The 12647-nt window shown below is 71.2% G+C and carries 14 protein-coding genes and 1 pseudogene; 7 read left to right on the top strand and 8 right to left on the bottom strand.

The features are described from left to right. The first annotated feature begins 107 nt into the window (after window positions 1-107). Window positions 108-323, top strand: coding sequence for a dodecin (locus QFZ76_RS43170; protein WP_307678793.1), 216 nt, complete (start codon window positions 108-110; stop codon window positions 321-323). Window positions 324-374: 51 nt separating this feature from the next. On the opposite strand, the gene QFZ76_RS43165 is transcribed toward QFZ76_RS43170, so the two are convergent. Beyond that, on the bottom strand, window positions 375-866 hold the full coding sequence (locus tag QFZ76_RS43165) for a hypothetical protein (protein WP_307678792.1): 492 nt from the start codon (window positions 864-866) through the stop codon (window positions 375-377). A 98-nt stretch (window positions 867-964) separates the two neighbouring features. On the opposite strand from QFZ76_RS43165, the gene QFZ76_RS43160 reads away from it, so the two are divergent. The 4 genes and pseudogenes from QFZ76_RS43160 (at window position 965) to QFZ76_RS51985 (ending at window position 3971) form a co-directional block, all read left to right on the top strand. Continuing rightward, window positions 965-2179, top strand: coding sequence for a right-handed parallel beta-helix repeat-containing protein (locus tag QFZ76_RS43160; protein WP_307678791.1), 1215 nt, complete (start codon window positions 965-967; stop codon window positions 2177-2179). Window positions 2180-2234: 55 nt separating this feature from the next. Then, the gene (locus QFZ76_RS43155) at window positions 2235-2645 is read left to right on the top strand and encodes a (2Fe-2S) ferredoxin domain-containing protein (RefSeq protein ID WP_307678790.1); all 411 of its coding nucleotides are present in this window, start codon (window positions 2235-2237) and stop codon (window positions 2643-2645) included. A gap of 72 nt (window positions 2646-2717) precedes the next feature. Beyond that, window positions 2718-2888, top strand: a complete 171-nt coding sequence (rpmF, locus tag QFZ76_RS43150) for a 50S ribosomal protein L32 (RefSeq protein WP_095750490.1) — start codon at window positions 2718-2720, stop codon at window positions 2886-2888. Window positions 2889-2894: 6 nt separating this feature from the next. Beyond that, a pseudogene (locus QFZ76_RS51985) lies at window positions 2895-3971 on the top strand (GTP-binding protein). On the opposite strand, the gene QFZ76_RS43135 reads toward QFZ76_RS51985, so the two are convergent. Further along, complete coding sequence (locus QFZ76_RS43135) at window positions 3914-4645, bottom strand: DNA polymerase beta superfamily protein (protein ID WP_307678789.1); 732 nt, start codon at window positions 4643-4645, stop codon at window positions 3914-3916. The pseudogene QFZ76_RS51985 and the gene QFZ76_RS43135 overlap by 58 nt on opposite strands. A 156-nt stretch (window positions 4646-4801) precedes the next feature. Here QFZ76_RS43135 and QFZ76_RS43130 point away from each other — a divergent pair, with 156 nt between their 5' ends. Next, window positions 4802-5812: an LLM class flavin-dependent oxidoreductase gene (locus tag QFZ76_RS43130; RefSeq protein WP_307678788.1), complete on the top strand. Its 1011-nt coding sequence runs from the start codon at window positions 4802-4804 to the stop codon at window positions 5810-5812. Here QFZ76_RS43130 and QFZ76_RS43125 read toward each other — a convergent pair. Then, on the bottom strand, window positions 5787-6746 hold the full coding sequence (locus QFZ76_RS43125) for a DMT family transporter (RefSeq protein WP_307678787.1): 960 nt from the start codon (window positions 6744-6746) through the stop codon (window positions 5787-5789). The genes QFZ76_RS43130 and QFZ76_RS43125 overlap by 26 nt on opposite strands. Before the next feature lie 85 nt (window positions 6747-6831). Between QFZ76_RS43125 and QFZ76_RS43120 the strand changes: the two genes are divergently transcribed. Continuing rightward, complete coding sequence (locus QFZ76_RS43120) at window positions 6832-7419, top strand: TetR/AcrR family transcriptional regulator (protein WP_307678786.1); 588 nt, start codon at window positions 6832-6834, stop codon at window positions 7417-7419. Here QFZ76_RS43120 and QFZ76_RS43115 read toward each other — a convergent pair. From QFZ76_RS43115 to QFZ76_RS43095, 5 genes are all read right to left on the bottom strand, one after another. Beyond that, a complete protein-coding gene (locus tag QFZ76_RS43115; protein ID WP_307678784.1) occupies window positions 7416-8213 on the bottom strand; it encodes a 1-acyl-sn-glycerol-3-phosphate acyltransferase in 798 nt (265 codons plus the stop codon). The genes QFZ76_RS43120 and QFZ76_RS43115 overlap by 4 nt on opposite strands. Next, the gene (locus QFZ76_RS43110; protein WP_307678783.1) at window positions 8213-8983 is read right to left on the bottom strand and encodes a GNAT family N-acetyltransferase; all 771 of its coding nucleotides are present in this window, start codon (window positions 8981-8983) and stop codon (window positions 8213-8215) included. The genes QFZ76_RS43115 and QFZ76_RS43110 overlap by 1 nt, the downstream gene beginning before the upstream one ends. A 205-nt stretch (window positions 8984-9188) precedes the next feature. Then, window positions 9189-9938 carry a succinate dehydrogenase/fumarate reductase iron-sulfur subunit gene (locus QFZ76_RS43105; protein WP_266450819.1) on the bottom strand — a complete coding sequence of 250 codons (750 nt, stop codon included), beginning with the start codon at window positions 9936-9938 and terminating at the stop codon, window positions 9189-9191. Continuing rightward, a complete protein-coding gene (locus QFZ76_RS43100) occupies window positions 9935-11887 on the bottom strand; it encodes a fumarate reductase/succinate dehydrogenase flavoprotein subunit (RefSeq protein ID WP_307678782.1) in 1953 nt (650 codons plus the stop codon). Before QFZ76_RS43100 ends, QFZ76_RS43105 begins: the two co-directional genes overlap by 4 nt. 2 nt (window positions 11888-11889) lie before the next feature. After that, complete coding sequence (locus QFZ76_RS43095) at window positions 11890-12558, bottom strand: succinate dehydrogenase (protein ID WP_307678781.1); 669 nt, start codon at window positions 12556-12558, stop codon at window positions 11890-11892. Window positions 12559-12647: the final 89 nt, after the last annotated feature.

Below are 12647 nucleotides of genomic sequence, written 5' to 3'. Positions count from 1 at the left end.
CCGCCGCGGCTTGGGGCACGGTGGAGTGACGCGCCAGGGCGCGCCCAGACGCGCCCCGACGCGCCCGACACCGGTGACACCGCCGTCACCGCGGAGAGGAGCCCCGCATGTCGAACCACACGTACCGGGTGACCGAGATCGTCGGCACCTCGCCCGAGGGCGTCGACCAGGCCGTACGCAACGGCATCTCCCGTGCCTCGCAGACCCTCCGCAACCTCGACTGGTTCGAGATCACCCAGGTGCGGGGCCAGATCGAGGACGGGGAGGTCGCGCACTGGCAGGTCGGCCTGAAGGTCGGCTTCCGCCTGGAGGAGTCGGAGTAGAGGCCGGGCCGGCGGTCGGACCGACGGCCCCGGCGTTCCCTCGCCGGAGCCTCAGGTCCGGCCCTCCCGCTCCTGCGCCACCTTCAGCTCCGCGGACTGGGCGGCCCAGCGCGCCCGTACGACCCTGAACCCGGCCCGTTCGGCGTCCTCGCACACCAGCTCGTCGTCGTCCACCAGCACCCGGATCTCACGGGTGCGGGCGAGCCGGCGGAGGATCTCCAGCTTGGTGCGCCGGGCGGGCCTGCGGTCGTCGTTGCGCCGCATGTACACGCGCCCCTCGGGCAGCCCCTGCGCGGCGAGCCAGGCGAGCGTGTCGCGCCGGCAGCGCTCGGGCCGCCCGGTGAGGTAGACGACCTCGCACTCCCGCGCGCTGTCCAGGACCAGTGCGATGCCCTGGGCGATCGGCGGATCCTGCGGCGCGGCCGCGAAGAACCCGTCCCAGTCACGGGGCTTGGTCTCCAGGAACCGCTGCCGGTGGGCGGTGTCGGCGAGGGTGTTGTCCAGGTCGAACACGGCGAGCGGGAGGCTGTTGCTGTCGGTCACGCACTCCACCCTAGACACCCGGCAACACCCGGCAACCTTCGCGCCCCGGGCGGCCACTGCTGTGCGACATGGCACGCACGGCAAGGGCAGGAGACCTCATGCGCGACAGGCGCAGCACAGCGATCTGGACGGCGGCACTGGTGAGCGCGGCACTGCTGGGGACATTAGGTCCGGCCGGCACGGCATCGGCCGCCCCGAGGACCCTGATCGTCGCCACGAGCGGCAACGACTCCGCACCGGGGACCCTCGCACAGCCCCTGCGGACCGTTCAGCGGGCCGTCGACCTGGCCGCCCCCGGCGACACCATCGCCGTGCGCGGCGGCACGTACCCCCTCACCGACAACATCACCATCACCACCTCGGGCACCGCCTCCGCGCCCATCACCCTCGGCGCCTACCAGGGCGAGCGGGTCGTCATCGACGGCGAGCAGCTGCCCGCGAGCCACACCCCCGTCGGCGGGAGCATCGCGCGGCCCGATCGCGGGGCGATCCACCAGGAGGCGTCGTACTGGCGGATCTCGGACCTGGAGATCGTGAACGGCCCGTACGGCGTGTACTGCGACGGCTGCAACGGCAATGTCTTCGCGCGGCTGAAGACCCACGACAACTACGAGTCCGGCTTCCAGCTCCAGGGCGCCTCCAGCAACAACCAGATCCTGAACCTGGACAGTTACGCCAACCGCGACCCGCGCAAGAACGGCGAGAGCGCGGACGGCCTCGCCATCAAGGAGGGCACCGGAACGGGCAACGTGGTGCGCGGCGCCCGGCTGTGGAACAACGTCGACGACGGCTTCGACAACTGGAAGTTCACCTCGCCGGTCGTCGTCGAGAACACGGTCGCGTACGGCAACGGCTTCAACCGCTGGGGCTTCCCGGACTTCGCGGGCGACGGCAACGGCTTCAAGCTCGGCGGCGGCAGCCCGGCGCCCGCGGTGGCCCACACCCTCCGCAACAGTGTCTCGTTCCAGAACGCGGCGCACGGCATCACGGACAACAGCAACGCCGGTGCCCTCGCTCTGACCCGCAACTCCACCTATGGCAACGCGGGTACGGGCTTCGACGTGGACGTCTCGGGCGGCAAGGCCGTCCTGACCGCCAACCTGTCCGTGGCCGACGCCCGTGCCGTGGCGCTCGGGTCGGCGACCGTCTCCACCGGCAACTCCTGGAACCTCGGCGGCACTTGGAACGCCGCCTCGGTCCTGTGCACGGACCCCGCGCCCCTCACGGGCGCCCGGGCGGCGGACGGTTCCCTGCCGTCGGCGCCGTCGTTCCTCGTCCCGCGGAACGGGGCGAGCATCGGGGCGCGGTTCTGACGCGAAGGGCACCCCGGCGGCAACGGGTGATCGGGGGAGGCCGCATGCTTCTCCCATGCCTTCGACGCCCCGTACGCGCCTGACCGGCTCCGGTTCCGGTTCCTGCACCCTCGTCGTCTGCCGGGGCTGCTGCTGCGGCAACGCCCGCAAGCAGCCCGGCACCGACCCCGCGTGGCAGCTGGAACTGCTGCGCGCCGGCGCGGCCGAGCACGGCTTCCAGGTGCGTACGACCGACTGTCTGGGCCCCTGCGACCAGGCCAACGTCATCGTGGTCCGCCCCTCGGCCGCCGGACGCCGGGCCGGCGGGCGGGCCACGTGGATCGGGTTCGTGACGGACGACGACAGCACGGAGGAGGTCGTGCGGTGGGCGGCCGCCGGCGGCCCCGGGGTCGCCGAGCCGCCGCTCACGCTGGAGATGCAGTTCATCCGGCCGCCGCGGGACGCCCGCGTGCGGTCCCGGCGATAACATCGCCCAATTGTTAATGGGATCCATTTTCATGTAGCGTCCTCGATGCCCACCCCACCGAGGAGGACTGTCATGGCCGTACCCAAGCGGAAGATGTCCCGCAGCAACACCCGCCACCGCCGCGCGCAGTGGAAGGCCGCCACGCCGACGCTGGTGCCCGTCACGATCGACGGCGTGCGTCACCTCGTACCGCAGAACCTCGTCAAGGCGTACGAGCGCGGGCTGCTGCGCCCCGAGGGCTGAGCGCCGGTGTCGTACGACCTGTTGCCCGTGACCGTGCTGTCCGGGTTCCTCGGGGCGGGCAAGACCACGCTCCTCAACCACGTCCTCGCCAATCGGGAGGGCCTGCGCGTCGCGGTCATCGTGAACGACATGAGCGAGGTCAACATCGACGCGGCGCTGGTGCGCGGCGGTCAGGCGGCGCTCTCGCGGACCGAGGAACGCCTGGTCGAGATGACCAACGGCTGTATCTGCTGCACCCTGTGCGACGACCTGCTGGAGGAGGTCGACCGGCTGGCCCGCGAGGGCCGCTTCGACCACCTGCTGATCGAGTCCAGCGGGATCTCGGAACCGATGCCGGTGGCGGCCACCTTCGCCTTCGCCCGCGACGACGGCGCCACCCTGGGGGAAGTCGCCCGGCTGGACACGATGGTCACGGTCGTGGACGCCGCGAACTTCCTGCCCGAGCTGGCGAACGGCGACGAACTCGCCGAGCGCGGGGTGCTCGCCGGAGAGTGTGCATGAGGTCGAGTTAGCTCGATCGTGTGATGGTCGGCTCGCAAGCTTGCGGGGCCCTGGGCCGATCGGGTTAACGCGATCGTGCGATCTGGGACGCCGGGTACGGCGCCAGCGTGCGGGGCCCCCGCTCCACCAGAGAGATGGTCCGGGGCCTCCCCGTCGCCTCTGGCCGTACCCACCTGACCAGGTCGCACAGGGAGCTGGCCTCCCGGGACCGGACCACGCACAGGATGCGTGTCGCCGCCCCGGGGTCGAGTACGCCGGGGACCAGTGCGCCCAAGACCGTTCGGGGCGTGCGGCTGAATGGGCTCACTCCTGCTCGGTCTTCAGGAACGGTTCTTCACCCTGTCCAGCCGTCCGCGCGTAACGGGCCTGTGGGCCGCCCGGGATCACCAAGCCTCGTATGCGCAGGAACTGGTCTTCATCGGCACCCAGTTGGACGCCGACGGGCTTCGGGCCGCCCTCACCGCCTGTCTTCTGCGCCCGGCCGAACCCGGCCCGCCGGCCGACCCGTTCCCCGCCTGGGACACCTACGGCATCGACGAGGCCTGCGAGTACGAGCACGAGGCGGAGGTCTCCGCGGTGTAGAACGCGCCGCGGACCCTGTGCAGCCACGCCTCGACGGCCGCCTCGTCGGGCCGCTCGGGCAGCACGGTGGGCGTCTCGTCGAAGGCGGCCCCGTAGTGCCTGAGCAGGGGCAGCGCGGCCGACGGGTCGGCGGCGACGCGCTCCCCGAAGGCGTGGTACTCCTCGGGGTCCTCGACGCGGATCTCCAGCCGGCCGGTGGTGTACAGCACCAGGCCCTGGTGGCACAGCCGCTTCAGGTGCCGGGCGTGCTTCGCGGTGCGCTTGCGGGTGTCCGCGGAGAACGAACCGTCACCGCGGCCCTCCAGCCGCCGGAACTGCTGGGTGGCGTAGCCGAGATAGGCGTCCCGGACCCGCCCCGCGCTCAGGAACGACGTGCGGATGCCGATCAGTTCCTCGCCGAGGGGTGTGCGCACCTCGTACAGGTCGTCCGGGAGCCACACCAGCTCCATGGCGGTCGGATTGCCGCCGAGGGCGAGGCGGCACCACTTGGCGGCCTCGTGCAGGGTGCGGTCCGGTGCGGTGGTGACGTGGGACTCCTTCGGCGTGCGGAGTCCGTGCAGGGCCTCCGTGGGCGCGGCGAACATGCCGAGCCGGTCGATGTCCGAGCCCTCGTGGGCGAGGCCGTAGGCGGTCGAGCCGACGACGCCGGACAGCAGGATGTTCGCGACGGCCATGGCCGGTCCCCCCTCTTCACGCGCTGCACCCGGCGGTGCCGGGCCGTGCCGCCCCATTGTCCTGACGTGCGGGGACGCGGTCACCGGGTTTTCGGCGAGGCGCCACCGGCGGGAAACCGGCGGGAATGCCACGACCCGTCACGCGTTGAACCCGGTGTGAGTTCCTCGATCGCCACCACCCGCTTCTCCGTCCTCGACCGCTCCCGCACCCGCGAGGGCCGCACGGACGCCGAGGCACTGCGCGACACCGTGCGGCTCGCGCGGGAGCTGGAGGGGCTCGGCTATCACCGCTTCTGGGTGTCGGAGCACCACGGTGTGCCCGGGGTCGCCGGTTCCGCGCCGACCGTGCTGGCCGCCGCCGTGGCCGCCGCCACGCGGACGATCCGGGTCGGCACCGGCGGCGTGATGCTGCCCAACCACCAACCCCTGGTGGTCGCCGAGCAGTTCGGGGTGCTGGAGTCCCTCTTCCCCGGTCGGATCGACATGGGGCTCGGCCGTTCGGTGGGCTTCACGGACGGGGTGCGCAAGGCGCTCGGGCGGGACAAGGACGTCGCCGACGACTTCGCGGGGCAGCTGGACGAGCTGCTCGGCTGGTTCCGGGGCACGTCCCCGACCCGCGTGCACGCACGCCCCGCCGAGGGTCTGCACGTGCCGCCCTTCGTCCTCGCGATGGGCGAGGGCGCCGCCATCGCGGCCCGCGCGGGCCTGCCGATGGTCATCGGTGACCTGCGCAACACCGACACGATGCAGCGCGGCATCGACCACTACCGCTCGCACTTCCGCCCCTCGCCCTGGGCGCGGGAGCCGTACGTCGTCATCTCGGGCTCGATCGCGGTGGCTGCCACACCCGAGGAGGCCCGGCGGCTGCTGATTCCCGAGGCCTGGTCCATGGCGTACTCGCGCACCCACGGCACCTTCCCGCCGCTTCCGCCCGCCGAGCGTGTGGAGACGCTGACGATGAGCGCCAAGGAGCGCGGCTTCTACGAGTCCGGGCTCGCCGGGCAACTCGCCGGCACCGAGGAGCAGGTGACCCACCAGTTGGAGACCCTGCTGAAGGAGACGGGAGCCCAGGAGGTCCTGGTCACGACCAGCACCTACGACCGCGAGGCCCTGCTGGACTCCTATCGGCGGCTGGCCCGGATCACGACCGGCATGTCGCCCGCGTAGGAGGCTTGCGGCCGTCACCGGGCTCGCCCTGATCTTCGTCGGGGTGGTGGCCGTGCACCTGCGGCGCATGAGGACTCGCGGAGTGCACGACGGCGACCGCCCCGAGGGAGACCGCCAGTCCGGCAGCGGTCTGCGGGGTGAACGGTTCGTCGAACATGGCGGCGCCCCAGACGGCCGTGACGGGAGCCATCAGGAACATGAGCGTGTTGACCTTGGTGACGCCGGAGCGGCGCAGCACGAGCCAGTACAGCCCGTATCCGCCGAACGTCGACAGCGTCACGAGCCACCCGATCGCGATCCAGAACGACGACGTGGAGGGCGGCGTGGCCGACCCGGTCGCGAGGGCGGCGCCGGTGAAGACGAGCGCGCTGGTGACGCAGTGGACGGTCATCGACACCGCGGGCGTGACGTGCGTACGGGAGCGCTGTTCGAGGAACGTGGCCGCCACCAGCGAGAGCATCCCCGCGAACGGCACGAGATAGGTCCACCAGGCCACGCCGCTGTTGGCCCCGGCGTCGGCCGTGGTGACCAGGCCGACACCGGCGAGCCCCAGGCAGAGGCCGAGCCACTGCCGGCCGGAGACGTACTGGCGCAGCAGTGGGCCGGCGAGCGCGCCCGCGACGAGGGGCTGGGTGCCGTCGATCAGGGCGGTGGTGCCGCTGGAGACGCCGAGCTGGATCGCCCAGTAGACGGTGAGCAGATAGCCGCTCTGGGAGAGCAGCCCGATCAGGGCCTGCCGGCCGAGATCCCGCGCGGTCAGTCCTCGCCAGGAGGTCCTGCTCCGAACGAGGGCCGCCACCGCGAGCACGGCCGCCAGTGGCAGGAACCGCCACATCAGGATCGTCACGGCACCGGCGTCCTCGGTGCCCAGCTTGGCGCCCACGAACCCCGAGCTCCAGCACAGCACGAAGGCGACGGAGAGCAGGAGGTTCACGACTCATCACCCCACCGACAGCGACTATACAGATCGGTATACCTGCTTACGTGAGCCACTATACAGATCGGTATAGTCTTGAGTCATGGGCACCACGCGGATCACGATGACCCCCGGCGCGCGCCGCGCCCTCGCGGCCGCCTCGCGGCTCTTCTACGAGCAGGGCATCCACGCGGTCGGAGTGGACCTGATCGCCGCCGAGGCCGGGGTCACGAAGAAGACGCTCTACGACCGGTTCGGGTCCAAGGAGCAGATCGTCGTCGAGTACCTCGCCGACCGTGACGAACGCTGGCGGGCGTTCGTCACCCAGTGGCTGGAGCGGACCGAGCCGGGATCCGCCGACCGGGTGGTGGCGGTCTTCGACGCTTCGAAGGCATGGATGGCCGAGAGCAGCCCGAAGGGATGCAGCATGGTCAACGCGCACGCCGAGATCAGCGATCCCGCCCACCCGGCCTACGCGATCATCACCGGCCAGAAGCAGTGGATGCTCGCGCTCTTCGCCGACCTGGTCCGGGACATCGCCCCGACCCGGGCCGACGAACTGGCCCGCACGCTCATGCTGATCCACGAGGGGGCACTGGTCGCCCACGGTCTGCGGATCTTCCCCGACCCGATCGGGCACGCGCGCGACCGGGCGGGCGAACTCCTCAAGGACGCCGGCGACAGACCTTAGGCCGCGTGGGCATGCTCCGGCTCGGGCAGCGCTTCCCACTGCGCCGCCCGGGCCAGCGCGCGGCGGTCGGGGTGGCTGCCCGCCGGGATCACGGCCCGTACCTCGACCTCGGCCACCAGCCCGCGTGCCGACGCCACCCGCCACAGCGAGGCGAGCAGCGTGTCCTCGCCGACGAAGGCGGGCGCCGTGCTGGCAGCTCCCCGAGCCGTGCGGTAGTGGATGCGGACCGGCTGGATGGGCACCCCCGCGTCGAGCGCGGCCTGGAAGACGGCCCGGCGGAAGGGCCCCTGGGCGCGGCCGCACCAGGTGCTCCCCTCCGGGAAGGCGACGACCGCGGAGCCGTCGCGCAGCGCCCGGGCGACACCGGCGACCGTGGCGGGCAGCGCGCGCAGCCGGTCCCGCTCGATGAACAGCGCGCCCCGCGCGGTCAGCGGCCCCGCCACGGGCCACCGCCGGATCTCGGCCTTGGCGAGCATCTTGGCCGGGCGTACGGCACCCAGCAGCGGGATGTCCAGCCACGAGATGTGGTTGGCGACCAGAAGCAGTCCGCCGGTGGGCGCGGCGGCGCCGGTCATCCGGATCCGCACCCCCGCGGCCCGCACGACCGTCCGGCACCACCACCGCACCACGGCGGTGGGGACGAGCCCGCCGATCGGCGACAGCAGGACCCCGGTGACCACCAAGGCCGTCACCGCGGCCAGCCGCAGCACGGCCAGCGGTACGGCGACGGCGGCGCCGGCCGGCTCCACGCACGCCCTCGGGGTGCAGGGCGCGCCCGGCAGCCAGACGCTCATCAGGCGGGGACGAGGGAGAGGAAGTGCCGCAGGTAGCGCGGGTTGACCCGGCGCATCGACAGCAGCACGTACAGGTCGGCGACCCCGAAGTCCGGGTCGTGGGCGGGCTCCGCGCAGACCCAGGCGCCGAGGCGGAGGTAGCCGCGCAGGAGTGCGGGGAGTTCGGTACGCGCCGGGACGCTCACGTCCTTCGGGACCCACGGCAGCAGCGGACGTACCCGGAACTCCTCCGGGGCCAGGTGCTTCTCCCGCACCCGGTCCCAGGTACCGGCCGCGACGGTGCCGCCGTCGGCCAGCGGGATGGAGCAGCAGCCGGCGAGCCACTCGTGGCCCCGGTCCACCATGTAGCGGGCGATGCCGGCCCAGATGAGGCCGATGACCGCACCGTCCCGGTGGTCGGGGTGGACGCAGGAGCGGCCGACCTCGACGAGCCCCGGGCGGATCGGGTGGAGCGGGGTGAGGTCGAACTCGCCCTCCGAGTACAGCCGTCCGGCGACCGCGGCCCGCTCCGGCGGCAGCAGCCGGTACGTCCCGACGACCTGCCCGGTCGTCGTGTCGCGCACGAGCAGGTGGTCGCAGTACGCGTCGAAGGCGTCGACGTCGAGTCCGGGCTGCGCGGAGGTCAGGAGGGCGCCCAGCTCCCCGGCGAACACCTCGTGCCGCAGCCGCTGCGCGGCCCGCACGTCGGCCTCGTCGCGGGCCAGGGTGACGGTGTAGCGGGTGGGGGCGGTGGACTGCGGGGGACGGTCGAGCGTGGAAACGCCGGTCATGGCACTCTCCTGGTCACAGGCCTGGGGCGGCGAGCGGTGCCGCCGCTCCTGTTGTGCCGACGCCGGCTGTCCGGCGCGTGACCCGCGCAGAGAGACATGATGTGGGCTTGTTGAATGCCAGGGGTGCCTGGCGGGGCCGGGGTTGAGCACCACGGCGGCCCCGCCCGTCCGCACCTTGTCGGCGAACGTTCTTGAGCAGCGGCGTCTAGCGCTTCGCCACCTTGCGGGTCGCGCGCAGCCACTCCTTGTTCATGCCGGTGATGGACACCAGCGGGATGCCCTTCGGGCACGCCGTCGCGCATTCACCGGCGAGGGTGCACCCGCCGAAGCCCTCCTCGTCCATCTGCGCGACCATGTCCAGCACGCGGGTCTCGCGCTCGGGCGCGCCCTGGGGCAGGACGTTGAGGTGATTGACCTTGGCGGAGGTGAACAGCATCGCCGCCCCGTTGGGACACGCGGCCACGCACGCCCCGCACCCGATGCACTCCGCGTGCTCGAAGGCGAAGTCCGCGTCCGGCTTGGGCACCGGCGTGGCATGGGCCTCCGGCGCGGCGCCCGTGGGCACGCTGATGTACCCGCCGGCCTGGATGATCCGGTCGAAGGCGGACCGGTCGACGACCAGGTCCTTGATCACCGGGAACGCCGACGCCCGCCACGGCTCGATATCGATCGTGTCGCCGTCCTTGAAAGACCGCATGTGCAGCTGGCAGGTGGTGGTGCGCTCCGGGCCGTGCGCGTCCCCGTTGATCACCAGGCTGCACGCCCCGCAGATGCCCTCCCGGCAGTCGTGGTCGAAGGCGACCGGGTCCTCCCCCTTGAGGATGAGTTCCTCGTTGAGGGTGTCGAGCATCTCCAGGAAGGACATGTCGGAGGAGATCTTGTCCACCTCGTAGGTGGACATGGTGCCTTCGGCGTCGGCGTTCTTCTGCCGCCATACGCGCAGGGTGAGCTTCATGCGTAGCTCCGCTGAGTGGGGTGGACGTACTCGAAGACCAGGTCTTCCTTGTGCAGGACGGGGGCGTCACCGGTGCCGGTGAACTCCCAGGCGGCCGCGTACGCGAACTCCTCGTCCCTGCGGGCCGCCTCGCCGTCGGGAGTCTGGGACTCCTCCCGGAAATGGCCGCCGCAGGACTCGGCGCGGTGCAGCGCGTCGAGGCACATGAGCTCGGCGAGCTCCAGGTAGTCGACGACGCGGTTGGCCTTCTCCAGCGACTGGTTGAACTCCTCGCCGGTGCCGGGGACCTTGATGCGCCGCCAGAACTCCTCGCGGATCTGCGGGATCCGCTCCAGCGCCTTGCGCAGTCCGCTGTCGGTGCGGGCCATGCCGCAGAACTCCCACATGAGTTCGCCGACCTCGCGGTGGAAGGAGTCGGGGGTGCGGTCGCCGTCGACGGTCAGCAGCAGGTTCAGCCGGTCCTCGGTCTCCGCCAGCACCTCCTGTACGACGGGGTGTTCGGCGGTGACGGCCTCGTGGTGCGGGCTGCGGGCGAGGTAGTCGTTGATGGTCGCCGGCAGCACGAAGTAGCCGTCGGCGAGGCCCTGCATGAGGGCGGAGGCGCCCAGCCGGTTCGCCCCGTGGTCGGAGAAGTTGGCCTCACCGACGGCGAACAGGCCGGGGATGGTGGTCTGGAGGTCGTAGTCCACCCACAGCCCTCCCATGGTGTAGTGCACGGCGGGATAGATCCGCATCGGCACCTCGTACGGATCCTCGTCGGTGATCCGCTGGTACATGTCGAAGAGGTTGCCGTACTTCGCCTCGACCGCCTTGCGTCCCATCCTCTTGATCGCGTCGGCGAAGTCGAGGTACACGCCCTGCCCGCCGGGTCCGACGCCCCTGCCCTCGTCGCAGACGTTCTTCGCGGCGCGGGAGGCGATGTCACGCGGGACCAGGTTGCCGAAGGACGGGTAGATGCGCTCCAGGTAGTAGTCGCGCTCGTCCTCGGGGATCTTGTTCGGCGGCCGGTCGTCGCCCTTGGCCTTCGGCACCCAGATCCGGCCGTCGTTGCGCAGCGACTCGCTCATCAGCGTCAGCTTGGACTGGTGCTCTCCGGTGCGCGGGATGCAGGTGGGGTGGATCTGTGTGAAGCAGGGGTTGGCGAAGTAGGCGCCGCGCCGGTGCGCCCGCCAGACGGCGGTGGCGTTGGAGTTCATGGCGTTAGTCGACAGGTAGAAGACGTTGCCGTAGCCGCCGCTCGCCAGGACGACGGCGTCCGCGAAGTAGGTGTCGATGCGCCCGGTGATGAGATCCCGGGCCACGATCCCGCGCGCCTTCCCGTCGATGACGATCAGGTCGAGCATCTCGGTCCGCGGGTGCATCTCGATGTTCCCGGCCGCGATCTGCCTGCTGAGGGCCTGGTAGGCACCGAGCAACAGCTGCTGGCCCGTCTGGCCGCGGGCGTAGAAGGTCCGTGACACCTGGACGCCGCCGAAGGAGCGGGTGTCGAGCAGACCGCCGTACTCCCGCGCGAACGGCACGCCCTGTGCCACGCACTGGTCGATGATCTCGACGGAGATCTGCGCGAGCCGGTGGACGTTCGACTCGCGCGCCCTGAAGTCGCCGCCCTTCACCGTGTCGTAGAACAGGCGGTGGATCGAGTCCCCGTCGTTGCGGTAGTTCTTCGCCGCGTTGATGCCGCCCTGCGCGGCGATGGAGTGCGCGCGGCGCGGGGAGTCCTGGTAGCAGAACTGGACGACGTGGTAGCCCTGCTCGGCGAGGGTGGCACCGGCGGAGCCGCCCGCGAGACCCGTGCCGACGACGATCACGGTGTGCTTGCGCCGGTTGGCCGGGTTGACCAGCTTGGCCTCGAAACGGCGCTTGTCCCAGCGCTCGTTGACGGGTCCGGCGGGGGCCTTCGTGTCGACGACCGGTTCTCCGGTCGTGTAATCCACGTACTCAGCAGTCATCTTCAGCTCACCACTCCGGTCATGACGCCCACGGGTACGGCGATGAAGCCGGCCGTGAGCAGCAGCGCGAGGACGTTGGCGACGGTCTTCAGGGCGCGGTCACGGGCCTGGCTGCCGACGCCCATGGTCTGGGCGGCGCTCCAGAAGCCGTGCCGGATGTGCAGGCCGAGGGCGAGCATCGCGACGATGTAGATCACGTTGCCGTACCAGGTGGAGAAGGTGTCCACGACGTTCTGGTACGGGCGGCCCGCCTGGAAGCCGGGGTGCACGGTGCCGGTGGTCAGGTCCAGGATGTGCCAGACGATGAACAGGCCGAGGATGATCCCGCCCCAGCGCATGGTGCGCGTCGCGTAACTGGCCCGCGGCTTCTTGTGGACGTACTTGCTGGGGCGCGCCTTGATGTCGCGGCGGCTGAGCTGGTACGCGGACGTGGCGTGGGCGACCACCGCGACCACCAGCACCACGCGGATGAGCCAGAGCGTCCACTCGTAGTGCATGAACGGCTCGCCGACGGTGCGCAGCCAGTGCGCGTAGTGGTTGAACTCCCCCGCGCCGAAGAAGATCTTCAGGTTTCCGATCATGTGGGCGACCAGGTACAGCAGCATGATCAGGCCGCTGACGGCCATCACGGTCTTCTTGCCGACGGAGGAGTCCCACACGGTGCGTGCCATGGACGGTCGTCGGTCCGTCCGCGTTGCCAGAGCCATGTCACAGCACGCTACGGGCGTGCTGCCGATCGGTCCAAGACATGGTCCGGCTT

The organism is Streptomyces sp. V4I2, assembly GCF_030817655.1.
In the GTDB taxonomy this organism is placed as follows: Bacteria; Actinomycetota; Actinomycetes; order Streptomycetales; family Streptomycetaceae; genus Streptomyces; species Streptomyces plumbiresistens.
The sequence above is the reverse complement of the archived record's forward strand: the minus strand, read 5'-3'. Positions and strand labels throughout refer to the sequence as shown.

What these genes read in the sequence shown, in the direction of transcription:
- QFZ76_RS43170 (WP_307678793.1), top strand. Translation starts at nt 108, where the DNA reads ATGTCGAACCACACGTACCGGGTGACCGAGATCGTCGGCACCTCGCCC.
- QFZ76_RS43160 (WP_307678791.1), top strand. Translation starts at nt 965, where the DNA reads ATGCGCGACAGGCGCAGCACAGCGATCTGGACGGCGGCACTGGTGAGC.
- QFZ76_RS43155 (WP_307678790.1), top strand. Translation starts at nt 2,235, where the DNA reads ATGCCTTCGACGCCCCGTACGCGCCTGACCGGCTCCGGTTCCGGTTCC.
- rpmF (WP_095750490.1), top strand. Translation starts at nt 2,718, where the DNA reads ATGGCCGTACCCAAGCGGAAGATGTCCCGCAGCAACACCCGCCACCGC.
- QFZ76_RS43135 (WP_307678789.1), bottom strand. Translation starts at nt 4,645, where the DNA reads ATGGCCGTCGCGAACATCCTGCTGTCCGGCGTCGTCGGCTCGACCGCC.
- QFZ76_RS43120 (WP_307678786.1), top strand. Translation starts at nt 6,832, where the DNA reads ATGGGCACCACGCGGATCACGATGACCCCCGGCGCGCGCCGCGCCCTC.
- QFZ76_RS43115 (WP_307678784.1), bottom strand. Translation starts at nt 8,213, where the DNA reads ATGAGCGTCTGGCTGCCGGGCGCGCCCTGCACCCCGAGGGCGTGCGTG.
- QFZ76_RS43110 (WP_307678783.1), bottom strand. Translation starts at nt 8,983, where the DNA reads ATGACCGGCGTTTCCACGCTCGACCGTCCCCCGCAGTCCACCGCCCCC.
- QFZ76_RS43105 (WP_266450819.1), bottom strand. Translation starts at nt 9,938, where the DNA reads ATGAAGCTCACCCTGCGCGTATGGCGGCAGAAGAACGCCGACGCCGAA.
- QFZ76_RS43100 (WP_307678782.1), bottom strand. Translation starts at nt 11,887, where the DNA reads ATGACTGCTGAGTACGTGGATTACACGACCGGAGAACCGGTCGTCGAC.
- QFZ76_RS43095 (WP_307678781.1), bottom strand. Translation starts at nt 12,558, where the DNA reads ATGGCACGCACCGTGTGGGACTCCTCCGTCGGCAAGAAGACCGTGATG.